20 protein-coding genes are annotated in these 22,096 nt (G+C 52.6%); 9 read left to right on the forward strand and 11 right to left on the reverse strand.

Translation table 11 applies throughout. The features are described from left to right. Positions 1 to 5: 5 nt before the first annotated feature. Positions 6 to 1,421, reverse strand: a complete 1,416-nt coding sequence (gene gltX, locus AB6B37_RS06065; protein WP_371397995.1) for a glutamate--tRNA ligase — start codon at positions 1,419 to 1,421, stop codon at positions 6 to 8. Between the two features lie 165 nt (positions 1,422 to 1,586). On the opposite strand from gltX, the gene AB6B37_RS06070 reads away from it, so the two are divergent. Then, positions 1,587 to 3,704 (forward strand): ComEC/Rec2 family competence protein, encoded by a 2,118-nt coding sequence (locus tag AB6B37_RS06070; RefSeq protein ID WP_371397996.1) that lies wholly within the window; start codon positions 1,587 to 1,589, stop codon positions 3,702 to 3,704. Positions 3,705 to 3,733: 29 nt separating this feature from the next. Here the strand turns inward: AB6B37_RS06070 and lexA are convergent, their stop codons facing one another. From lexA to AB6B37_RS06100, 6 genes are all read right to left on the reverse strand, one after another. Further along, positions 3,734 to 4,381 (reverse strand): transcriptional repressor LexA, encoded by a 648-nt coding sequence (gene lexA, locus AB6B37_RS06075; protein WP_371397997.1) that lies wholly within the window; start codon positions 4,379 to 4,381, stop codon positions 3,734 to 3,736. 109 nt (positions 4,382 to 4,490) lie between these two features. Beyond that, positions 4,491 to 5,294 carry an indole-3-glycerol phosphate synthase TrpC gene (gene trpC, locus AB6B37_RS06080; RefSeq protein WP_371397998.1) on the reverse strand — a complete coding sequence of 268 codons (804 nt, stop codon included), beginning with the start codon at positions 5,292 to 5,294 and terminating at the stop codon, positions 4,491 to 4,493. Next, complete coding sequence (gene trpD, locus AB6B37_RS06085; RefSeq protein WP_371397999.1) at positions 5,287 to 6,294, reverse strand: anthranilate phosphoribosyltransferase; 1,008 nt, start codon at positions 6,292 to 6,294, stop codon at positions 5,287 to 5,289. The genes trpC and trpD overlap by 8 nt, the downstream gene beginning before the upstream one ends. Beyond that, positions 6,291 to 6,869, reverse strand: a complete 579-nt coding sequence (locus AB6B37_RS06090) for an aminodeoxychorismate/anthranilate synthase component II (RefSeq protein ID WP_371398000.1) — start codon at positions 6,867 to 6,869, stop codon at positions 6,291 to 6,293. Before AB6B37_RS06090 ends, trpD begins: the two co-directional genes overlap by 4 nt. Beyond that, the gene (gene trpE, locus AB6B37_RS06095) at positions 6,869 to 8,386 is read right to left on the reverse strand and encodes an anthranilate synthase component I (protein WP_371398001.1); all 1,518 of its coding nucleotides are present in this window, start codon (positions 8,384 to 8,386) and stop codon (positions 6,869 to 6,871) included. Before trpE ends, AB6B37_RS06090 begins: the two co-directional genes overlap by 1 nt. Position 8,387: 1 nt before the next feature. Then, complete coding sequence (locus AB6B37_RS06100) at positions 8,388 to 10,328, reverse strand: SurA N-terminal domain-containing protein (protein ID WP_371398002.1); 1,941 nt, start codon at positions 10,326 to 10,328, stop codon at positions 8,388 to 8,390. Positions 10,329 to 10,512: 184 nt separating this feature from the next. On the opposite strand from AB6B37_RS06100, the gene tpiA reads away from it, so the two are divergent. The 4 genes from tpiA (at position 10,513) to AB6B37_RS06120 (ending at position 14,141) form a co-directional block, all read left to right on the forward strand. Beyond that, positions 10,513 to 11,232, forward strand: coding sequence for a triose-phosphate isomerase (gene tpiA / locus AB6B37_RS06105; protein ID WP_371398003.1), 720 nt, complete (start codon positions 10,513 to 10,515; stop codon positions 11,230 to 11,232). A 153-nt stretch (positions 11,233 to 11,385) separates the two neighbouring features. Continuing rightward, complete coding sequence (gene secG / locus AB6B37_RS06110) at positions 11,386 to 11,808, forward strand: preprotein translocase subunit SecG (RefSeq protein ID WP_371398004.1); 423 nt, start codon at positions 11,386 to 11,388, stop codon at positions 11,806 to 11,808. Between the two features lie 36 nt (positions 11,809 to 11,844). Further along, a complete protein-coding gene (locus AB6B37_RS06115; RefSeq protein WP_371398005.1) occupies positions 11,845 to 13,473 on the forward strand; it encodes a CTP synthase in 1,629 nt (542 codons plus the stop codon). A gap of 230 nt (positions 13,474 to 13,703) precedes the next feature. Next, positions 13,704 to 14,141: a helix-turn-helix domain-containing protein gene (locus tag AB6B37_RS06120; protein WP_371398006.1), complete on the forward strand. Its 438-nt coding sequence runs from the start codon at positions 13,704 to 13,706 to the stop codon at positions 14,139 to 14,141. 29 nt (positions 14,142 to 14,170) lie between these two features. Here AB6B37_RS06120 and AB6B37_RS06125 read toward each other — a convergent pair whose 3' ends face one another. Next, positions 14,171 to 16,135, reverse strand: a complete 1,965-nt coding sequence (locus AB6B37_RS06125; RefSeq protein WP_371398007.1) for a transglycosylase SLT domain-containing protein — start codon at positions 16,133 to 16,135, stop codon at positions 14,171 to 14,173. A 312-nt stretch (positions 16,136 to 16,447) separates the two neighbouring features. Here AB6B37_RS06125 and dapA point away from each other — a divergent pair, with 312 nt between their 5' ends. Further along, the gene (dapA, locus tag AB6B37_RS06130) at positions 16,448 to 17,323 is read left to right on the forward strand and encodes a 4-hydroxy-tetrahydrodipicolinate synthase (protein WP_371398008.1); all 876 of its coding nucleotides are present in this window, start codon (positions 16,448 to 16,450) and stop codon (positions 17,321 to 17,323) included. Between the two features lie 4 nt (positions 17,324 to 17,327). Beyond that, positions 17,328 to 17,804 carry an SsrA-binding protein SmpB gene (smpB, locus tag AB6B37_RS06135; RefSeq protein WP_371398009.1) on the forward strand — a complete coding sequence of 159 codons (477 nt, stop codon included), beginning with the start codon at positions 17,328 to 17,330 and terminating at the stop codon, positions 17,802 to 17,804. Between the two features lie 316 nt (positions 17,805 to 18,120). Here smpB and AB6B37_RS06140 read toward each other — a convergent pair whose 3' ends face one another. Further along, complete coding sequence (locus AB6B37_RS06140) at positions 18,121 to 18,756, reverse strand: uracil-DNA glycosylase (RefSeq protein WP_371398010.1); 636 nt, start codon at positions 18,754 to 18,756, stop codon at positions 18,121 to 18,123. Further along, positions 18,756 to 19,325, reverse strand: coding sequence for an NYN domain-containing protein (locus AB6B37_RS06145; RefSeq protein WP_371398011.1), 570 nt, complete (start codon positions 19,323 to 19,325; stop codon positions 18,756 to 18,758). The genes AB6B37_RS06140 and AB6B37_RS06145 overlap by 1 nt, the downstream gene beginning before the upstream one ends. A 23-nt stretch (positions 19,326 to 19,348) precedes the next feature. On the opposite strand from AB6B37_RS06145, the gene folK reads away from it, so the two are divergent. Next, entirely contained in the window at positions 19,349 to 19,867 is a 519-nt protein-coding gene (folK, locus tag AB6B37_RS06150; protein ID WP_371398012.1) for a 2-amino-4-hydroxy-6-hydroxymethyldihydropteridine diphosphokinase, read from the forward strand. A 103-nt stretch (positions 19,868 to 19,970) separates the two neighbouring features. Beyond that, on the forward strand, positions 19,971 to 21,350 hold the full coding sequence (locus AB6B37_RS06155) for a class II 3-deoxy-7-phosphoheptulonate synthase (protein WP_371398013.1): 1,380 nt from the start codon (positions 19,971 to 19,973) through the stop codon (positions 21,348 to 21,350). 78 nt (positions 21,351 to 21,428) lie between these two features. Here the strand turns inward: AB6B37_RS06155 and AB6B37_RS06160 are convergent, their stop codons facing one another. Beyond that, positions 21,429 to 21,695 (reverse strand): HU family DNA-binding protein, encoded by a 267-nt coding sequence (locus AB6B37_RS06160; RefSeq protein WP_371398014.1) that lies wholly within the window; start codon positions 21,693 to 21,695, stop codon positions 21,429 to 21,431. Positions 21,696 to 22,096 lie beyond the last annotated feature (401 nt).

A 22,096-nucleotide genomic window follows, 5' to 3' on the forward strand; every position in this document is an offset into this window, starting at 1 on the left:
TTTTCCTATTCTGTCAAAGCGTGACCGCTTAATACGTCATCAATTCGTCCTATCACCTCGTCTTTGCCCAAGAGAGCCAGCACGAGGGATAAATCCGGTGACGGTGCGCCCGCCGTTAATGCGGCCCTAACCGGTTGCCCGATTTTGCCAAAGCCAATGTCGTTTTGCTCAGCAAATTTAGTAATTGCGGATTGCAGGCTATCCTGCGTCCATTGGCTGTCTTTTAAGGACTTAAGGGTCAAAGTGAAAGACCGCAAAAGGTCTAAAACGCCGTCTTTTCTAAATATTTTAGCAGATTTTCCCGAAATAGAGAGCGGACGCGTCGATAAGAGGTATTCTGCCTGTTCAGGCAAGTCTTTTAGTATCTTGGCGCGTGGTTTTAGGCTGTCCATTGCGGCCTTTACGCGGTTAGTCTGTATCGCGTTCAAAACCGCTCCATTGGCGGTCTCAAAAAACGGCTGGGCCTTTGCAAATAAGTCGGCGTTATCTGCCTGCGCGATATGTTGGGCGTTAATGTAATCCATTTTATCAAAATCAAGGCGGGCAGGGGCGCTATTGATACCGTCTAAGGTGAACACTTTCGCGATATCGTCATCGGTAAAGAACAACTCATTATCACCATGTGCCCAGCCAAGCTTGAGCAGGTAATTGCGTAGCCCGCCTGGCAGATAGCCCATATCGCGGTAGGCCTCGACACCCAAGGCGCCGTGGCGTTTAGATAATTTCTTCCCATCTGGCCCGTGGATAAGCGGCACATGCGCCCAATCGGGTATATCCCACTCCAGCGCGTCATATATCTGGCTCTGGCGGCCCGCATTGATCAAGTGGTCATCGCCGCGCACAACATGGGTCACGCCCATATTATGATCATCAACAACAACGGCCAACATATAGGTCGGTGTGCCGTCTGCGCGCAGCAAGACAAGATCATCAAAGTTCTCATTATCCCACGTGATATCACCCTGTACATGGTCATGAATTTTGGTTTGCCCATCAGGCACACGAAAACGCACGGTAAAAGGTTTGTCCAGCACCTCTGTGCTATCCCTATAAGGCGACCGGAAAGCCGTGTCGGACGGGGTTTCGCGTATCGCCTCAAGCTCTTTAGGGGTTAGGTAACAACGGTAGGCCTTGCCACTCTCCAAAAGTGCGTGTGCGGCCGCCACATGGGCCTCTGCGTTCCGGCTCTGGAAAACAATATCGCCGTCATAAGACAGGCCAAGCCAGTCTAGGCCGTCTAGTATTGCTTGCGTCGCGGCCTCTGTCGAGCGCGCTTTATCTGTATCTTCAATACGTAGATGAAATTCGCCGCCAACATGTTTGGCAAAGTAGTAATTAAACAATGCGGTGCGCGCCCCGCCGATATGTAAAAACCCGGTAGGGGAGGGCGCAAACCGCGTAATAATTTTAGGCTTTGTCATAACATTGCAACATCTGGTAGATTGATGTAAATACTGGCGTTCATATCACATAAGGCGGGGCGGATTCATAGGGTAAATCGTGATAAACGGGCTATCGCCGCGAACTCTACGCCCGCTTTGGCTGGGCTAGAGGGCCGCTATGATGATAGAGCGGCGCCCGACTCCATGGTATCAAAAGCCCGCGCTTTGTGGGCGACAGTCTGGCAACGCCCCACGCGCATAATCGCCTATGATTTTGAATGGGGTGTGGCGGCATTCGCAGCGGGTATCGCGCTTTACTTTGCTCTACCGTTCGAGCCCGCATGGCGAATTTTGGTTTTGATAAGTGTGTCAATTTACGCCCTTTATGTCCTGTCTTCGCGCTTTGACCAATCAAGACGTGCATTATGGTTGGTTGTGCCGCTTCTGAGTGCGTCACTCGGACTGTTCCGTGCGACATGGCATAGTGATGCTGTCGCTGAGCCTTCCGTGCGTGAAAGCGCCTATACGGTGACAGGGTGGATAGAGGCGGTGGAACGGTCAGGCACGGGATATCGTTGGCGTATTCGAGTCACTGAATTTGACGGTTACGGCGACCCGCCAAAGCCGTATCGCGTGCGTATATCCGTGCGCAAGGCCGAAGCGATGGCGGGTGACGCCGTCCGTCTTCGCGCGATTTTGGCCCCACCCCCACCCCCCGTCATGCCAGGCGGTTATGATCCTGCGCGCAAAGCCTATTTTGACGGCATTAGTGCTTACGGTTTTCGCATTGGAACGCCTGAGTTTGTGGATTTGAACGGCTTGTCATGGGAGGCGCGGGCGCAGCGCTCACTTGCGAAATTTCGTTACCAATTGGCTGACCGTATCTTGGCCAGCTCGCCAGAGGCCACGGCAGGCCTGCAAGTTGCGCTACTAACGGGTGTGCGTAGCTACATCCCGGAAGAGCAAATCATCGCTCTACGCACGGCGGGATTAGCCCATGTTTTGGCAATCTCAGGGTTGCATATGGGGTTGATGTCGGGCGGGGCGTTTTATCTTGCGACCCTACTGCTCGTCTTAATCGCACCCTTGTCGCGGCGTTACGACGTGCGAAAGCCTGCAGCCATTATCGGTGCGTTGGTGGCCACCGCCTATCTCGCGCTAAGCGGGGCGTCTGTCGCCACGCAGCGGGCTTTCATTATGGTGATCATCGTCTATCTGGCGGTGATTCTAGACAGGCGGGCGTTTTCTATGCGCTCTGTGTCATTGGCGGCCTTAATCACGCTGCTCTTGCATCCCGAAAGCCTAGTCTCCGCTGGATTTCAAATGTCCTTTGCGGCTGTGGCTGCGCTCGTTGTGGTTTATCAATATTGGCAGGGTGGGCGGCAAGCCTATGCCCAAGGGCTTGTTGCGCGTACAAAATCAGGTCTCGTCACGCTGAGTATCACAAGCCTAGTGGCGGGTTCAGCAACTGGCGGTTACGCGATTATGCATTTTGGGCGTATGGCGACATATGGTTTTTTAGGCAACTTGCTGGCTATGCCCGTCTTTACATTTGTGGTGATGCCGGCGGCTCTTGCAACGCTGATTGCCATCCCATTAGGCCTTGAGGCTGTACCGCTTTACGTGATGGGGCAAGCGCTAAACGTGGTCATTATTGTGTCCGATTGGGTCAGCGGCTGGCCGGGGGCACTGGGACATGTGAAGGCCGCGCCCGGTTGGGTTTTGGGTCTCTATAGCGTCGCGTTTTTGTGGATGTGTCTTGGTGGGCCCCGGTTGCGGATCGCCGCTGTTGTGCTCAGTGGCCTTTGCTTCGTGGCTTGGGCTACGCATCCTGTTCCGAACATGCGTGTATCAGACCAGGGCCGCATCGCCTTTTGGGAGGCGAAAGACGGCACGCAAGATGCCCAAACGCTCTATGTCAGTTCTAAACGCGCTGACCGTTATGGTCGCGAGCAATTCATGCAGCGCGCAGGTGAGGGCGAAGAGGCAGTGACAATCACGCCTTATCAAGACGCTCGCGCCTTATGCGATGCGCTAGCGTGCCGCTTTAAGGTATCAGGGCATTGGATCAGTATCATCAGCCACCCCTCCGAAGTGATGGAGGCGTGTGAAAATTCTGATTTAGTCGTCTTAACGCAACGCCAAGCAGGCCCCGTCGCACGGCGCGGATGCGGTGATAAATTACTCGATCGCCGCAATTTCGCCAGAGGCGGTGCGCATGATATCTACCTATCAGGGGACACAATAAAAACCGTACCCGCTGTCACTGACGCTCGCAAAGAACGGCCGTGGGGCAAGGCCCCGGTGTTACGGCGGCGATAGTGTGCCGCTTTGCCGCTCTTTGAAAATTGCTAGTGGTATTTACGCACCAAACCGACCAAAACGCCTTGAACTTCAACCCGATCAGGGCCGAATGTGCGCGTCGGAAAATCAGGGTTTTCCGCAATTAATTCAATGCTCTGTCCCGATTTGCGCAAGGTCTTGAGGGTTGCTTCCTCGCCGTCGACGAGGGCCACAACAATTTGACCATTACGCGCTGTATCAGCTTTGCGCACCACGACGATATCACCGTCAAGAATGCCAACGCCGGTCATCGACTCGCCTTCAATCTCTAGCGCAAAGTGATCACCGCGACCCATCATGTTGGGCGGAACAGCGATCATATTATAGCTATCTTCTAGCGCTGCGATGGGATTACCCGCTGCGATTTTACCGACAAAGGGTATTTCGGTATCATTGGCGGCGTCCATCATCGCGACAGGGGCTGACGTTGCAGGGCGCGCATCTTCGGGAACTTTAAGGACCTCTAGCGCACGCGCTTTATTGGGGAGGCGGCGGATAAAGCCGCGTTCTTCTAAGGCTGTAATTAAACGGTGAATACCGGATTTAGAGGCCAGACCCAAAGCATCTTTCATTTCGTCATAACTCGGCGGGACACCTGTCGCGCGGATTTTCTTGTCGATGAGTAAAAGAAGGTCTTTTTGCTTTTGCGTTAACATGAACAGGCTCCAAATAGTGTGCCGTTTCGGTGATCACGCGGAGGCGAATCAATCTGAACAAAACAGCAACATGCGATTTTGTTCTAGCATTGTTCACGCGACTGTCAAGTCACTCTGCTATCAAGCCTCGTAACGCCGCCTCAACGTCTGGCTCCCGCATCAAACTTTCGCCAATCAGAAACCCTTGCGCGCCTTGGGCCGTCAGCGTGTCGATATGGTTACGTGTGAAAATTCCGCTCTCAGCAATGAGGGTTTTGCCGCGGCCGACTTTGCCGGATAACCGTGCGAAAGTCTCAAGGCTTGTATCGAACGTGCGTAGATCCCGATTATTAATCCCGATAAGCGTTCCGCCGAGGCTACGCGCGCGCAGAAGCTCTGTTTCGTCATGCGTCTCAATTAGTGCATCGAGACCTAATGCGGTCGCCTCATCAAGCAAGGCCTTGGCCGTATCGTCATCAATCATGCCCATGATAATCAGCACGCAATCCGCGCCCATCGCTGCGCTTTCAACGATTTGAATGGGGTCAATCATGAAATCTTTGCGCAGGAGGGGCAGGGTGGTGGCGCGGCGCACGGCTTTAAATATCGCGTTGCTACCTTGAAACCCTGGGCCGTCGGTGAGCACAGACAGGCAGGTCGCGCCGCCATCGTGATAGGCTTTTGCAATGGCGACAGCGTCAAAATCTTCACGGATGATGCCTTTGGACGGGCTGGCCTTTTTGACTTCTGCAATGATGGCCGTATGGGGCGCGGCTTTAATGGCGGCCTCAAACCCGCGCGGGCGGGCTTGGTCACGGGCAATCTCGCGCAACTCTTCGATTGAGATGTCGTCATAAAGCGCTTCGACTTCACCGACTTTATAGGCCGCGATTTTGCGCAGGACATCGGGGGCATCCATTAAAGTATTACGCATTGGAGACCTCAATGAGCGTGGCGAGCGCAGCGCGCGCTTTGAAACTATCAATCGACTCGCGTGCCCTATCTATGCCAGTTGGAATGTCTTTCGCGAGCCCCGCGATCATCAAAGCCGCCCCTGCATTCAGCAGCACAATATCGCGATATTCAGACGCGTCACCATTAAGGAGAGCGGTCAAGGCTTGCGCATTTTGCGTGGGCTTACCGCCGCGCAATGTGTCAATCGTCGTCATTTCTAGGCCGTAGGATAGCGGGCTAATCTCAAAATCTGTCACCGCACCGTCTTTAACCTCAGATACGGACGTCAGACCTGTTGTCGTAATCTCGTCAAGCCCGTCATGGCCATGCACGACCCAAATATGCACCGCGCCCAAATCGCGCAACGCTTCGGCCATAGAGCGGCGAAAACGGTCATCAGATACACCGAGCAGCATACGCTTCGCGCCCGCAGGATTACTCATTGGGCCGAGCAGGTTAAACAGCGTGCGAATACCGAGCGCTTTGCGCGCAGGGCCAACATGGCGCATGGCGGGGTGGTGATTAGGCGCAAACAGGAAACCGACCCCCGCTTTATCCAGGCAGTCTGCTGCCTTTTCAGGTGATATGGCTAGGTTTACGCCAAGCTCTGAGAGCGTATCAGCGGTACCCGTCAGGCTACTGGCCGCGCGGTTCCCGTGCTTGGCGACTTTTGCGCCAGCGCCCGCACAGACCAGCGCTGTGGCGGTAGAAATCGACAACGTATGCAGCCCTGTTCCGCCTGTGCCGACAATATCAATCACGTCATAGGGGATATCGACGGGTGTCATATGGGCGCGCATCACCGATGTGCCGACGCGGATATCATCTGCGGTGATGCCTTTAACCTCTAGCCCCATCAGCAGGGCGGCGACTTGGGCATCGTCGCTCTCGCCGCGCAGGATCGTCTCTAACGCCTCGGTCAATTGCTCAGGGGTCAGGGTTCCGTCGCGTAAGGCGGCAAATGTCTGCGCTGCTATCACAGCTCAATCCCGGCAAGACCCAGGAAGGCTGCAATCAAGTCATGCCCATGTTCAGACGCAATGCTTTCGGGATGAAATTGCAAACCGTGGATGGGACGCGTTTTATGGCGCAGCCCCATAATCTCTCCGTCTTCCGTCCACGCATTCACGTGCAACTCATTGGGCAGGCTTTCGCGTTCAACAGATAGGCTGTGGTAGCGCGTGGCTTTGAACGGATTGGGCAGGCCGTTAAACAATCCCGTATTATCGTGATGAATGTCAGACACCTTGCCGTGCATAATGGTCTTGGCACGAATGACTTTCCCGCCAAAGGCTTGACCGATAGATTGCTGACCCAAGCAAATGCCAAGGATCGGCAGCGTGTCAGGAGCCTTGGCGATAAGGTCAAGGCAAATGCCCGCTTCATTAGGGGTGCAAGGGCCAGGGGATAGCAAGACGGCCTGCGCGGCCATCGCCAACGCCGCGTCGGCAGTCAGCGCGTCATTGCGAACAACCTGCGTTTCTGCCCCCATTTCCTGCGCGTAATGCACTAGATTGTAGGTAAAGCTGTCGTAATTATCGATGACGAGGAGCATTAGCGCGGCCTATTGGATTTTACAGATGGTTCAAACCGCACGGATTGTTCAGCCGCGCGAAACAGGGCAGCAGATTTGTGCAAGGTTTCTTCAAATTCCATTTTAGGCACAGAATCCATCACAATGCCTGCTCCCGCGCGCACATGAAGCGTGCCGTCTTTGATAATGGCGGTGCGCAGGGCAATGGCGGTATCCATTTCGCCTTCAACAGAAATATAACCCACCGCGCCCGCGTAAATCCCGCGCTTTTCATCTTCTAGCTCGTCAATGATTTCCATCGCGCGAACCTTGGGCGCGCCGGATACTGTGCCTGCCGGGAAACCCGCAAATAGGGCAGATAGCGCGTCGTGTTCGTCTAGCAAGTCGCCTTCGACATTGGATACGATGTGCATGACATGGCTATAGCGTTCAATTGTGAAGCGCTCTGTGACCCGCACTGTGCCGCCTTTGGACACGCGTCCGACATCATTACGGCCTAGATCTAACAGCATCAAATGTTCGGCGCATTCTTTGGGGTCAGCCAACAAATCCGTCTCATGCGCAGCGTCTTGAATCGCTGTTTTACCGCGTGGCCGTGTGCCTGCGATAGGACGGATTGTGACCACGCCGTCCCGAGACCGTACAAGGATTTCAGGGCTAGAGCCGACAATGTTGTGGTCATCAAAATCAAGAAAATAGAGAAAGGGCGATGGGTTCATGCGGCGCAAACTGCGGTAAAAGGCAAAGGGTGAGGCGGGCAAAGGTGCGGATAAGCGCTGCCCTATCACGACTTGGAACACGTCACCTGCCAATATGTAGTCTTTGGCCTTTTTCACGCGCTCTGAGAAGGCAGCCTCTGTTGTCCCAAGTTTGGGTGTAATGGTCGGGATGGGATTGTCGCTGATGGGCAGGGCTGGCGTCTGCTTTTCCATGTCAGCAATGACAGAGTTTAAGCGCGCCGTGGCAGCGTCATAGGCCGCTTCTACGCTTTGGTGGTTGGGATAGACAGGTGTTGCGATAATCACTTCTTGGGCGATCAGGTCAAAAATGGCGATAATAGTCGGGCGTACCATAATCGCGTCAGGTGTGCCAATAGGATCGGGATTACCCCCGGGTAGATGCTCGACCTGGCGTATCATGTCATAACCTAGATAGCCAAATAGCCCCGCGGCCATGGGGGGGATGCCCTCGGGTAGGTCAAAGGCGCTTTCAGATTGCAGCTCTCGCAGCACATCAAGTGGTTTACCGACTTGGGTCTCAAACTGCTTAACCGCTATATTGTCTTGGCCCCGCGCGATTTCACAGCTGTCGCCAAAACTGCGGTAAACAACATCAGGCGCGAAGCCAAGGAAGCTGTACCGCCCGCGTTGTTCGCCGCCTTGAACGCTTTCAAACAAAAATGCATAGGGCTGACCCAGCGCAATTTTGAGGTAAGCCGACACAGGCGTGTCGAGGTCATTGACGACGCGCGCATAGACTAGCTGCGGTTGTCCCGCAGCGTAATGACGCGAAAACTCATCAAGAGGCGGAAAAACCACCTTAGCTGCCGCTATCGATGCCAAGGACTGATTTAATCTTCGCTTGGTTCTCAACAAGAGGGTTTTCAGCCAAAATAGCGTCTTGGTAAGCGCGCTGAATATCAGAGCGAATGGCGACGCTGGCTTGGTCTTGCAGCACATCTGCAAATTGACCCGACAATCCGTCATTATTGGACACAATCGCGGTTAGCTCTGCGATTTGACGGGTGAGGGGTTTTGCCCCTGCGCCGCGGTCAACATCGCCAACATTGGCTTCTAGCAAAGCCACTGTAAGGGCGGGGCCGACTTGCTCGCTCGGTGCAGAGCGCACGAGGATTACGTCCTCAACGACGGCCCCGTCACCAATCTCTGCGGCTAGTGCTTCCAGGTCTGTGCCGGATTGAGCTTTGGCGGTTACATCGAGCATTTTCTCTTGCAACGCGGTGTCAATTTCGAGCGTTTTCCACATGGCTGTGGCTTGTTCTTTAACCTCTTCAAAGGGGCGAAGCTCTGAATTGATCACGTCATCAACACGAATAGCAGCAAAGCCACCTGTGGAGGTTTCAAACAAATCAGTCTCAAAACCGATGTCGTTTGTAAAAATCTCGGTCAGCAAGATATCATCTTCGGCCACGCCCTTGATATAGGCAATGCCCGATAATTTAACACCGTCCTGTGTTTCGCCAAGGCGGTTGATAAAGTCGATGCTTTGGAGGGGTAATCCAACTTGTTCTGATATTTCTTTAAAGGTCAGACCCTCATCCATACCGTCTTCGATTTTAGCTGTAATGTCGTACAGCCCTTCTAGTGCATATTGATCAAGCAATTCTTGGCGAAGCTCTTCTTTCATGGCCTCATAATCGGGCACAATGGCGGGTGTAATACCGGTCACTTTGACGGCATACCATTGACCGAGGCTGCCGAGCAGAACTTTGATATCACCATCAGCCATTTCAAAGGCCGCTTTGGATGTTTCAGGGTCGATAATATCGGCGGCGACAACATCGTCATATGTATCGGGTTCAATGAGACCCAAGCCGGATGCGATAACCGCGGGGTCTTGGTCTGTTGCCAGTAATTCGGCGGCTTGTTTAGCCGTATCTTCATCATTGGCAATGATTTGAACGAGAGAGCGTTTTTCGGGCGCACCAACGTCGCCAAGCTCGACTTTATAATCAAATGCACCGCGTAGGGCGTCTTCTTCAACGTCAATATCAGGGGTTAGGTCAAATGTTTCCAGACGGATCATTGTGACGCTGCGATATTCGGGGGCTGTAAAGCTTACCGCACGCTCGCTGATGAAACTTTTAAGCGTGTCTTCATCCGGCTCTGGCGGGGCTGGTACAGCGTCACGCGACAAGGTTAGCACGCGGGCTTTGCGCTGTTCTGTCAGGAACTTATAACGCTGCGCCGCAAACTCACTCGGCGCTTCAACGCCACCGATAATGGCGGGAATTGTTTGTGCGCGGCGAAGGTTGCGAAATACGTCCGTTTCAAACTCTTCTCGAGTGATACGGTTTTGCGCCAGGATATTGACGTATTTTTGTTCTGAAAACTCGCCAGTTAACTCATCACGAAAGACATCAATTTTGGCAACTTCCTGGCGGGCAAGCTTGCGGTTTACGCCAATCCCAAGAACATCAGCATCAACGCCCAGCACAGATTGCTGGATAAGATCGCTTAGGACTGCCGTGTGCACGCCGCGCGCATAGGCTTCGTCATGAGATAGCGATTGTCCATCATTGCGGGCCATAACTTCCAATTCGCGTTTAAAGGCAACTTCAAACTCTGCGGCCAGAACTTCGGTCTTGCCCACATTGGCGACAGCCCGGTCACTGCGTTGTGAAAACACATCCTCAACACCCCAAACAGCAAAGGCTAGAACCAATAAAGCAATGAGAGTACCAACCATCAATGTGCGGACTTTGCCACCAATTGTCGTCGATTTGATTTTATCTGCCATAGTGCTGCTTTCAAAACTGCATAGCCCTATCATTTCTGACATGACTTTGATTTGGTTTTACATAGCCATGACCGCTTCTATTCGCAAGCATTGGCCGTGCTTAATTAAGGGCGCAGCCCGATAATATCGCTTTGGGCTTGCGAATAAGGCACGCTTCAGCATTATGGCCAGAAAGGAGTCCGTCATGAAGATGTTAATTGCTGCTAATTGGAAGATGCACGGCGCAATGGATTGGATCAAAAAACCCGTCCATTTTGATACTGTCTTACCCGCCAAAGACCGCAAGGCGATTGACGTGCTTATTTGTCCACCTGCGCTATACCTCGCAGCTATGGTTGAGCCCGCGATGGATAATAACGTTTTTATCGGTGCACAAGACTGTCATGCGGCTGATGAGGGCGCGCATACAGGTGATATTAGTGCCAAGCAGATTGCAGAAACGGGTGCGCGCTACGTTATTAATGGCCATTCGGAACGCCGCGCAAATGGCGAGACGGACGCCAATGTCAAAGCGAAGGCAGAAGCCGCGCTGCGTCACGCCCTAACACCCATTATCTGTGTCGGCGAAACACTGGATCAACGCGAATCAGGTGAGGCGCAAGCGGTTGTGGCTAAGCAGTTATCGGGGAGCCTGCCAGAGGTGGAGGGCAAGAGCTTTGTCGTCGCCTATGAACCCGTTTGGGCCATTGGCACGGGCAAAACGGCAACGCCCTCTGATATTGCGGATATGCATAATTTCATCCGGACGATTGTGGGGCCTGACACGCGCATATTATACGGCGGCTCTGTTAAGCCTGCCAATGCGGCGGCTATTTTCGCCGTCGAGACCGTCAACGGTGCGCTAATCGGCGGCGCGGGGCTAGATATGTATAGCCTTGCTGATATTGCCCAAGCTGCCCTCTAGGGCGCAATAGCGGCGCTTTGCCCTGTTTTGGCCTTGAAAGTCACATATTTATCACCAACTGCACTGGTGTTGGCCCTGCAATTAGGCTAAGCCGCGCAAAATTCCGCTTTCGCCAGCGCAGACCTGCGCGGCCCCGTTTATAAGAGACCCGCTATGGCTAACGTCCTTCTTGTTATACAGCTTCTTTTGTCAATTGTTCTGACAGGTCTTATCCTGATTCAGCGCTCAGAGGGCGGTGCCTTGGGAATTGGCGGCGGCGGTGGTGGTGGCGGATTTATGTCTGGACGCTCTGCGACAAATTCAATTTCAAAGATGACAGGTATTATTGGCGCTCTGTTTATCATCAATGCGATGGCGCTTTCCGTGGTTTTCAACAAAGAAAATCAGTCAATTTCACAAATTGATGATTCAAATGCGGTTGAGGCCTTGACGATTGATACCGAAACCCCTGACAACACAAACCCGTTAGCTGACGAAACTGTCACTGCGCCAAATCCGGTTAATACCGATGATGACGCGACGCCAGACGCCAGCCAAAGTGAGTCAGAGCAAAAGCCCAAGCCAGAAAACGAATAAGCGTTTCCTGACAACGGGCCACAAACGGGTCGGATTATGCCGCGTTACATTTTTATTACCGGTGGTGTTGTGTCATCACTGGGCAAGGGCCTTGCGTCTGCCGCTGTTGGCGCTTTGTTACAAGCACGCGGCTACAAGGTACGCTTGCGTAAACTTGACCCTTATCTGAACGTCGACCCCGGCACGATGTCGCCTTATCAACACGGTGAGGTATTTGTGACAGATGATGGGGCGGAAACTGACCTTGATTTAGGCCACTATGAGCGCTTTACGGGCGTGTCCGCCGCACAGTCAGATAACATCACGACAGGGCGTATATACTCCAATATCATTGAAAAAGAACGTCGCGGGGATTACCTCGGTGCGACGGTGCAAGTCATCCCGCATGTCACAAATGAGATTAAGAACTTTGTGCTATCCGATGCGGGTGAAGATGTAGATTTTGTTCTGTGTGAAGTCGGCGGCACCGTCGGCGATATCGAAGGCTTGCCATTTTTTGAAGCCCTGCGTCAGCTGTCCCAAGAACTGCCGCGCGGGCAGACGTGTTTCATGCATGTGACCTTGCTGCCTTATATCAATGCAGCGGGCGAGATGAAAACGAAGCCCACCCAACATAGCGTTAAAGAGCTTCGCTCTATTGGTATCCAGCCAGATATACTGCTGTGCCGCGCGGATCGTCCTATCCCGGACGGCGAACGCCGTAAAATTGGCCGTTTTTGTAATGTGCGTGAAGACGCGGTTATCCAAGGTCTTGATGCACGCAGCATTTATGACGTACCGCTGGCTTATCACGCCGAGGGGCTAGACCGCGAAGTGTTGGCGCATTTTGGGATTGATAACCCCCCTGTGGCGGATCTGACCATGTGGGAAGATATTTCCAAGACGCTGGCCAATCCTGACGGGGAGGTCAATATTGCCGTGGTCGGTAAATATACAATCCTGCCAGATGCCTATAAGTCCCTCGTAGAGGCGCTGGTTCACGGCGGGATTGATAACAAAGTGAAAGTTAATGTGCATTGGATTGAAGCTGAAAGCTTCGAAAAGGCAGGTGATGACCCGCTGGCGGGGATGCACGGGATTTTAGTGCCAGGCGGATTTGGCGAGCGCGGCACAGAGGGCAAGATTAAAGCGGCGCATTTTGCCCGCACACGCGGTGTGCCTTATTTTGGTATTTGTCTCGGTATGCAAATGGCCGTGGTCGAAGCCGCCCGCAATATGGCAGGCATAGAGACCGCGGGCTCCTCTGAATTTGGTGAACATTTCGAGCCTGTTGTTGGCCTGATGACAGAATGGGTGCGCGGCAATGAACGTCAAGAACGGACGGCTGATACTGATCTTGGCGGAACCATGCGCCTCGGCGCTTATCCCGCTACGCTTGCGGCTGACAGCTTAGTCGCGCAAGAATACGGGACAACCCATATCGAAGAACGCCACCGTCACCGTTACGAGGTCAATATTGATTATAAAGACCGTTTAGAGGCCGCCGGCCTGAAATTCTCTGGCTTGTCACCTGATGGTGTCCTGCCTGAAATCGTGGAAATACCAGGGCATCCATGGTTCATCGGCGTGCAATATCACCCAGAACTAAAATCACGCCCCTTCGCGCCGCATCCACTCTTTTCAGGTTTTGTGAAAGCTGCGCTGACAAAAAGCCGCTTGGTTTAAGATATATTTGGATTGGCTTTTACCGAAGTTTAATTCCAATAAAGTCATGCGACTTCATCCTATTGAAGCGGCTTGCGGGCCTTGCTGGCGTGCTCATGACGTCAAACTGTCGTAAAGCTGACGTAGTCTGCGGGGTCTATTTTGTTAATGTCCTACTATGATCTACGCTAACATTGCGCCTAGACATGGTAAAGGAGAAGAACATGCATCTAAGCATAGACACTAAAAAAATGAAACGCTTAAGAGAAGACCGAAGCTGGTCTCAAGAGCATTTAGCAGAAGCCGCAGGCGTTAGTCTTCGCACTGTCCAGCGCATCGAAACAGGCGATAACGCCTCACGCGACACCCTAATGGCTTTGGCGGCAGCTTTCAACGTAGAGGTGATAGCTTTAACCATTGACCCGCGCATACAAGCCGCAAAGATTGCGCAGGAAGAGAGGGATAAAATAATTAACGCTCTGCGGCTTGGGTTTTTGATAAATTTGGCCTGTTACATATTCGGTTTAATTGTATTCGCCGTTATTAGCATTGGGGATGGCGTGCCAGGTTTCGCGATGAAGGTGCCTGCTATATGGTGGGGCGTTGGACTAGCGGGTTTCGCATTGGTTATTGTACTTGTGCAACTCACCACATATTACAAAGATGAATCAGACCAGAGTGATTGGTAAGACTCTATTTAAGCGTATTTTGCACGACACTACCCATACCGACTACCCACACGTAGGTCGCGATCGATTCTGTTGGGGGCTGTGCCGCCGCTGCGTCTGGCGCGGTAGATTTGCATGTTCTCAATCACGCGCTGCACGTAATTGCGGGTTTCTGAAAACGGAATGGATTCGAGGAAATCAATGGGGTCAATTTCGCCTTTGCGCGGGTCGCCGTAGTCTTTCGTCCAACGGGTGACGCGGCGCGGCCCCGCGTTATAGGCGATGCAGGCCATGATATAGCTGCCGTCATAGTCTTTGAGCAGGTCATGTAGGTGATGCGCGCCCAAATTCGCGCTGTAATTAATATCTGTTGTCATGGTCGTACGGCTATAGGGTATGCGGTGGCGGCGAGCGGTGCTGCGTGCTGTGGCGTTAATCATTTGCATCAGGCCGTAAGCATTGGCGTGACTAACCGCGCTGTAGTTAAATTCGCTTTCTTGGCGCGCGATGCCGTAGACAAAGGCCTTCTCAAAACGGTCATCCAGACCCTCAATGGCCGGTACAATCGGATAGCCTGACTCGGTCAGCATGGTCTGCAAACGTCCCGCCTGTTTCGCGGCCCGCACGGACGGTTTCATATAGCCAAAATCACGACCCATTTCCGCCAGTAATGATAGCTGTTCTGGGCGTTCAAATTCATCATCCAAGTGAAAAGACATTTGCGTGTAAAAGAGTTCTTGATTGGCTTCGGCAAATAGCCGCGCCGCTTGCACACGCGGGTCAGCATTGAAGCTCGCACGCTCGAAATTAACATTGGGTTCTGGTGGCAAAACAATCTGCGCTCCGCCAGAGGATAATTTATCGGCCGCCAGCAGGCCGTAAAAGGTATTCACATGTTGCGCTGCGTCTGCGTAATATAATTGTTCCTGACCATCACGCAGCGCCTCTGATGCGCGGCCCTGCCAATAGGCAGCCCGGCTTAACGATACGGGCAAGCCCACATTATTACGAAGCGTTGTAAAATGCTCCATCGCGCGGCGCGGATTATTCAGCTTGGTCAGCGATAACCAGCCCGCCAAAAACTCAACGCCTGCAAAGCCGCCCCCGCGTGTCATGCCGTGATTACGGGTGAGTTGATAGGCCGTTTCAAAGTTGCGTTCTGATATCGCCCAATAGGCCATAAGGCGGCGCTCATTCCACAGTCGTTCTTGGCCGCGTTCTGTTTTGGGCGCAGCGTTGATGTTTAAGAGCACGGGCAGGGCATAGTCTTTGGACTTGCGTTTGCGCCGCCAATAGGCGCGCTCATAACTAAAGCCTGGATCCCCCTGTAGCGCCGAAGGAACGGCGTCCACCGCCGCATTCATAGCACGCGAATTTTGCCGCAAAGCCATACGCGCCGCGATAAGTTTCGCGTCATTGCGCGGCATAAGGGACAAAAGCCCTTGGGCAGAGTCAAAATAACGCCGCCCCTGCCAGACCAGATAATCCGCGCGCGCTGCGTGATCTTGTGGCGTTAAATGCTTGCCGTAGGTTTTGAAAACGCTGCGCTGCAAATCCCGGGTTAGCCTGGCTTCGCGCCAGCCAAGTTTCAGCCATTTCTTTGCAAGATCATCATTGCCTTGTCTGAAATAATCTTGCGCGAGCGCGATGCGTCCTTCGCCCGATACGGGGTCATAGCCGCGAAACCATTCCGCAATACTGGTGATGCCGACAGGATTGCTTAGCAATTTCTTTTCGGCCTTAGAACGTATCGTCGTCATGCGCGGCCAATCCGTCAGATTATGCACGGCATAAGTTAGGTCTGATAAGGGTGCGTTGGGGTCGCGTGCGGCCCGCAGCCATAAAAGCGCATCTTTTGCAGCAGAATTAGAGAGGCTACGGCGAGCGGCCATGACACTGGACCACTGTCCGCGCCGTGCATCAGACGTTGCTTTGCGAAATAATTTGGCATCAGCGTCTGATAGTATCTTAGACAGGTTCGGTGCCGGTGGCTTAACGCGCGGCGTCGGTATCATAGCGGTTGCTGAGGCCGTGCTGGACAGAGTGAGCGCCGCCGCCGCACAGAGAAGGCGACGTCGTGAAAAATCACTCTTGATTGAGGGTAAAGTGACCCCAGTCCCACCCGTCTTACCGTTGTGTGGGGGTAAATCACCAGAAGTGTCATTGAATCGTCGGAATTTCATACCACATAGTAAGCCAAGTCGCGCAATGGGCAAGAAAAGAAAGCTATGCCTTTGCTGTCGTGACTGTTATTTGATGCGGCGAATTGACTCGATTAGTTTATATGCGTCAGGATTTTGGCGCGGGTCATAAATAGAAAGATTACCATGATTTACGGATCAATGACGGCGCTTGTGACGCCCTTTAAAGACGGCGGCATTGACGAGACGGCGTTTCAAGACTTTGTCGAATGGCAAATCAATAGCGGCACGCACGGTCTTGTCCCCTGCGGCACGACGGGTGAAAGCTCGACTCTGACCGATTCAGAGCACCAACGCGTGATTGCGCTCTGTGTCGAAGCCGCCGCTGGACGGGTGCCCGTTGTGGCGGGCGCAGGATCGAATGAGACCACAGTATCGATCAAATATGCGGCGCACGCCAAAAAGCTCGGCGCGGATGCCGCGCTTGTCGTGACGCCTTATTATAACAAACCTAATCAAGAAGGTATCTATCAGCATTTTAAGGCCATCGCTGATGCTGTGGATATTCCTATCGTTGTTTATAACATCCCGGGCCGCAGTGTGGTGGATATTACCAATGACACGATGGGGCGCTTGGCTAAATTACCCACGGTTATTGGATGCAAAGACGCGACAGGTGACGTTTCGCGGGTCAGCGGGTTGATTGATCGCTGCGGCGAAGATTTTATCCAACTGTCTGGTGATGATGGCACCTCTATGGGTCATGCGGCCCACGGCGGGCGTGGTGCGATTTCTGTTGGTTCTAATATCGCCCCAGCGCAATATGCGGCGTTTCATAATGCCTGCCAAGCCGGTGAGTTTACCCACGCGCGTGATGTGCATATGACGCTCGACCGTCTGCACAAAGACTTATTCCTCGACCCAAGCCCCGCGCCAGCAAAATACGGCCTTAGCCTATTGGGAAAAATGGAACCAACGGTACGCCTACCCATTACGCCCTGTAGCGAGACAACAAAAGACGCGGTAAAAGCCGCAATGACCCGCGCGGGAGTAAAGGTCTAAGGCTATGGCCAAAAAGAAACCGACAATGAAAGGCACGTTGATCGCGGATAACAAACGCGCGCGATTTGACTATGCTATCGAGGACACGTTTGAGGCCGGCATCATGCTGGTTGGGACAGAGGTCAAAGCCCTGCGTGAAGGTCGTGCCAATATTGTCGAAAGCTACGCGACGATTGATGGTGACGAAGCCTATATTATCAACGCTAATATCCCGATTTACGCGCCCGCAAGTCAGTTCAATCACCTCCCGACACGTCCGCGCAAGCTGCTTTTAAAACGGCGTGAAATCAATAAGTTAATTGGTGAAGTTCAACGCAAAGGCCGCACCATTGTGCCGCTTAAAATGTATTTTAACGAAAAAGGCATCGCCAAACTGCTCATCGGTGTCGGCACAGGTAAGCGCGACATTGACAAGCGCGATACGCAAAAGAAACGCGACTGGCAGCGCGATAAAGCAAGGCTGATGCGCGAGCGGGGCTAGGGGCTTTTAATTTGAACCCGTGTTCTATTTATCGTCATTCCGTCGCGGCGCAGCCGCCCGGAATCCATGTCGCAATATATCCGCTCAAACAAATATTGTTTGTCTACGAAAGTTCATGACATGGTTTCCGGGCAGCCTTTCAGGCTGCGTCGGAATGACAGTGTTCTTAAGCGTAAGGCCTAGGTTAAGTGCCGCTGAATGTTCTCAGGTACTGCAATGAATTTACGATTAGGGCTAGGTGACTTATAGGAATTTAATTTTGTCACCCTAAGGCTTGACCCGAGGATCACGACGATTGTCGCTAGGACACTGACGCTTAATTCAAGTATTCCTGAATATCCTTAAACACCCCGAAAAACATATCTTCCGTCAACCGCTTGGTGTTGGTGTTGTAACGCGAACAATGGTAGCTGGAATAAAGCCTCATGCCATTTGGCAGGTCATAAATTTTATGATGCCCGAAGGGATAGTCTTTCAGCCGTAGGCCTAGCGCACGCAGCGTATTATCATGCGAGATTTTGCCCAGTGTCAGCAGCACCTTTATCGACGGTAAGCCGTTGATTTGATCTGTAAGAAACGGGCGGCAATTGGTGCATTCTGCGCCGACAGGTTTGTTCTGCGGCGGGAGGCAGCGCACAGCGTTGGTTATCATGGCGCGCTCTAACGTTAGCCCGTCATCGGCTGTTGCGCCGTATTGGCCCTTTGAAAAACCGTGGGCGGCTATGGCGTTATAGAGTAAATCTCCCGCCCAATCACCTGTAAACGGGCGGCCTGTGGCATTGGCTCCATGCATACCAGGCGCAAGGCCGATGATTAAAAGCGCGGGCGCGGGGTCGCCAAAACTGCGTACAGGCGCATTGTGATAATCGGGGTAGGTCTCTTTTAATTCCAGCAAAAATTTTCGCAGCCTTGGGCAACGATCACAATCCAGCGGTGGTTCGGTAAACCCCATTAATCCTCGTCCCAACTATCATCATAATCACCGCCACCAGATTTCGGACGCCCAATGAGCTTGTCCATATCGGCAAGCTCTATAAAGGTATCGGCCTGGCGGCGTAGTTCATCGGCGAGCATGGCGGGCTTTGATTTTATCGTCGACAGCACAGTCACGCGGCAGCCTTGCTTTTGCACGGCTTCGACCACGGCTTTGAAATCACCGTCACCTGTAAAGAGTAAAAAGTGATCAATATGCGGGGCGAGGGTCATCATATCCACCGCAATTTCCATATCCATATTGCCTTTGATTTTGCGGCGTCCGTCGCGGTCTTTATATTCTTTCGTGGGTTTAGAGATGATGTGATAGCCGTTATAATCCAGCCAATCGATAAGTTGTTTCAAAGGCGAAAAATCATCATTGTCTATTAAGGCGGTATAATAATAGGCGCGCTGTAAACGGCCTTTGCCCTGAAATAATTCCAATAACTTCTTGTAATCTATATCAAAATCGAGTGTCTTGGTGGTTGAGTAAAGGTTGGCACCGTCAATAAAAATCGCGATACGCTCATCAGGATAAAATGCCATATGGCCCCCAATTATGTGTAAAAATGTCTAAAATATATCCTGTCTATATCGCCTTTGGCGCCAATTTGGCAAATCCTACGCAAAGTTTTAACGCGGCGCTGATCCGGCTAGAGGCTTTGGGATTTGATATTCAAGCGCGTTCTGGCCTGTGGCAAAGTCCTGCTTGGCCAGCGGGCAGTGGGCAGCCCGACTATATTAATGCGGTCGTGCGCGCTTCATTTACGGGGGATGCGCGGCAAGCTCTTGCGCATTTGCACACGGTCGAGGCGGCATTGGGGCGGGTCCGCGGCGTTCAAAATGCAGCGCGCATGCTTGATTTGGATTTGCTAGATTTTGGTGGGCAAGTCATTGATGACGACGATATCATAATTCCTCATCCCCGCATGATGACGCGCGGATTTGTGCTTTTTCCATTGTCCCAACTGTCCGCTGATTGGGTGCATCCTGTAAGCCAAAGAGCCCTTCGAGAGGCCACGGCGCGACTGCCACTGGATGACGTTGCGCCTATGCAATATTTAGGGCCTTGGGTCATTCAATCCTGATCCGCGGCAAAACTGCCTAAAATGCAAGACTATGATAGGCAAGCGCGGTAAATTCGTGCTAAGCAGACCCTTGTTTTAAAATTATAATCTATCGGACCGACCAATGAGTAAATGGACACCATCAAGCTGGCGCGCAAAACCCGCAAAGCACATTCCCGACGACTACCCTGACGTAAAGGCGTTGTCAGATGTCGAGCAGACGCTAAAGGGCTATCCGCCGCTCGTTTTTGCCGGTGAAGCGCGACGCTTAAAAGCCAAGCTCGCCGATGTGGCGATGGGGAAATCATTCCTGTTGCAAGGCGGTGATTGCGCGGAAAGTTTCAAGGAATTTCATCCCGATAATTTACGCGACATGTTCCGCGTCATGATGCAAATGGCGGTGGTACTAACGTATGGGGCAGGGCAACCTGTTGTGAAAGTCGGGCGTATCGCAGGCCAATTTGGTAAACCGCGCAGCTCACCCATAGAAGAACGCGACGGCATGACGCTACCAAGCTACCGTGGTGATAACATCAACGGTATGGCGTTCACGCCGGAGGCTCGTATCCCAGATCCGGAGCGCCTGTTAAAAGCTTACGGCCAATCGGCGGCAACGCTGAACCTACTGCGGGCGTTCTCCACCGGGGGGTATGCGGATTTGCGCAATATCCATAAATGGACGCTGGGTTTTGTTGGCGATAACGCCACCAATGCGAAATATGAAGCCCTGTGCGAGAAAATCTCTGACGCGCTGGATTTCATGGAAGCCTGCGGTGTTACGGCCCAAAGCACACCGCAAATGGCCAGCACCGATTACTACACCAGTCACGAAGGGCTGCTGTTAGGTTATGAAGAAGCCATGACCCGTATCGATAGCACCACTGGGCGCTGGTACGACACATCGGCCCATATGTTATGGATTGGCAACCGGACGCGCCAACTTGACCATGCTCACGTTGAATTCATGCGCGGGATTGAAAACCCAATCGCGATGAAAGTCGGTGAAGGCCTAGAGGGTGATGAATTGCTCCGCCTGTTGGATACGCTAAACCCCAATAATGAGGCGGGCCGCATCACACTGATCGCGCGCTATGGCCATGACAAAGTCGCCAAAGGGCTACCAACATTGGCGCGCGCTGTGAAAGCGGCGGGTCGCCACGTCGTTTGGTCTTGTGATCCTATGCACGGTAATACCGTCAAAACGGACACGGGCTATAAGACGCGTCCGTTTAATAATATTCTGTCGGAAGTGCAGCAATTTATGCAAGTGCTCCATTCTGAGGGGTGCTGGCCGGGTGGTGTGCATTTTGAAATGACAGGTCAGAACGTGACGGAATGTCTTGGAGGCTCTGCCCGCGAAGTGCGCGAAGAAGATCTATCATCTCGCTATCATACCCATTGCGATCCGCGCCTTAACGCTGACCAAGCGCTAGAGCTTGCCTTCCTTATCGCCGAAGAACTGCGTGGTTACCGCAAAGAAGACGCGTCAAGGCTAGCGAGCTAAGTCACAGTAAAGTTATCATAGAAAAGACCCGCGAGCCTTAACTCTCGCGGGTCTTTTTAATCAAAGCTGGGCGTAAAACTACAGGTCTTTCAGGCCCACAGACGGCTTGAACTGTGCGGATGTTTTCGCTTTGCTCATCATCATTTTTCCTGTGGCAGGGTTACGCATTTCGCGCGACTCACGGTGCTTGGCGATAAATTGGCCAAAACCAGGAAGGGCAACAGGGTTACCGTCTTTGAGTGATTGCGTGACCGTTTCGGTAAAGGCATTCACGAATTCACCAGCTTGCGCTTGTGATGTTCCGCATTTGTCAGCCAGCGCTGCTACGAGTTCTTTTTTGTTCATCGTTAATCTCCCTAATCGATGTCGGCCCGCTCAATTCGTGTCAGGCGTTAACACCATCCTAACCAAAAGGGTTAATGGCAAGTTAAAACATGCGGTTTTATGGGGGTTTGCGAGCGGTGCATTCGGGTTTAGCCCAGTCGTTTGCCTCTTAATTTCATAGGGTCGGCGCCGTAATTTTTGTCTAGCTATGACAACAAATGAGGGTGCAATGATTGTGATGATGGCATCACGTCACAATGGCTGGCGTATCAGATTAAAAACCAATATGGGTTCTATAAAGTATTAAATTCAATAGCTTAGGCGAAACCGCACCCATATATGCATGAAATCGCAGAGAATGATAGGGATTCCAGAGCTGTCGCGACCTCGCTTGCCCCTATGTCAGCAAAGAAGAAAACGAT

The organism is Fretibacter rubidus, assembly GCF_041429785.1.
Classification (GTDB): domain Bacteria; phylum Pseudomonadota; class Alphaproteobacteria; order Caulobacterales; family Maricaulaceae; genus Fretibacter; species Fretibacter rubidus.

Coding starts and splice junctions, on each gene's coding strand:
- AB6B37_RS06160 (WP_371398014.1), bottom strand. CDS start 21,695: ATGAACAAAAAAGAACTCGTAGCAGCGCTGGCTGACAAATGCGGAACA.
- AB6B37_RS06115 (WP_371398005.1), top strand. CDS start 11,845: ATGCCGCGTTACATTTTTATTACCGGTGGTGTTGTGTCATCACTGGGC.
- AB6B37_RS06070 (WP_371397996.1), top strand. CDS start 1,587: ATGGTATCAAAAGCCCGCGCTTTGTGGGCGACAGTCTGGCAACGCCCC.
- folK (WP_371398012.1), top strand. CDS start 19,349: ATGTCTAAAATATATCCTGTCTATATCGCCTTTGGCGCCAATTTGGCA.
- tpiA (WP_371398003.1), top strand. CDS start 10,513: ATGAAGATGTTAATTGCTGCTAATTGGAAGATGCACGGCGCAATGGAT.
- secG (WP_371398004.1), top strand. CDS start 11,386: ATGGCTAACGTCCTTCTTGTTATACAGCTTCTTTTGTCAATTGTTCTG.
- AB6B37_RS06140 (WP_371398010.1), bottom strand. CDS start 18,756: ATGGGGTTTACCGAACCACCGCTGGATTGTGATCGTTGCCCAAGGCTG.
- AB6B37_RS06120 (WP_371398006.1), top strand. CDS start 13,704: ATGAAACGCTTAAGAGAAGACCGAAGCTGGTCTCAAGAGCATTTAGCA.
- smpB (WP_371398009.1), top strand. CDS start 17,328: ATGGCCAAAAAGAAACCGACAATGAAAGGCACGTTGATCGCGGATAAC.
- AB6B37_RS06125 (WP_371398007.1), bottom strand. CDS start 16,135: ATGATACCGACGCCGCGCGTTAAGCCACCGGCACCGAACCTGTCTAAG.
- gltX (WP_371397995.1), bottom strand. CDS start 1,421: ATGACAAAGCCTAAAATTATTACGCGGTTTGCGCCCTCCCCTACCGGG.
- AB6B37_RS06090 (WP_371398000.1), bottom strand. CDS start 6,869: ATGCTCCTCGTCATCGATAATTACGACAGCTTTACCTACAATCTAGTG.
- dapA (WP_371398008.1), top strand. CDS start 16,448: ATGATTTACGGATCAATGACGGCGCTTGTGACGCCCTTTAAAGACGGC.
- trpC (WP_371397998.1), bottom strand. CDS start 5,294: ATGCGTAATACTTTAATGGATGCCCCCGATGTCCTGCGCAAAATCGCG.
- AB6B37_RS06145 (WP_371398011.1), bottom strand. CDS start 19,325: ATGGCATTTTATCCTGATGAGCGTATCGCGATTTTTATTGACGGTGCC.
- lexA (WP_371397997.1), bottom strand. CDS start 4,381: ATGTTAACGCAAAAGCAAAAAGACCTTCTTTTACTCATCGACAAGAAA.
- AB6B37_RS06100 (WP_371398002.1), bottom strand. CDS start 10,328: ATGGCAGATAAAATCAAATCGACGACAATTGGTGGCAAAGTCCGCACA.
- AB6B37_RS06155 (WP_371398013.1), top strand. CDS start 19,971: ATGAGTAAATGGACACCATCAAGCTGGCGCGCAAAACCCGCAAAGCAC.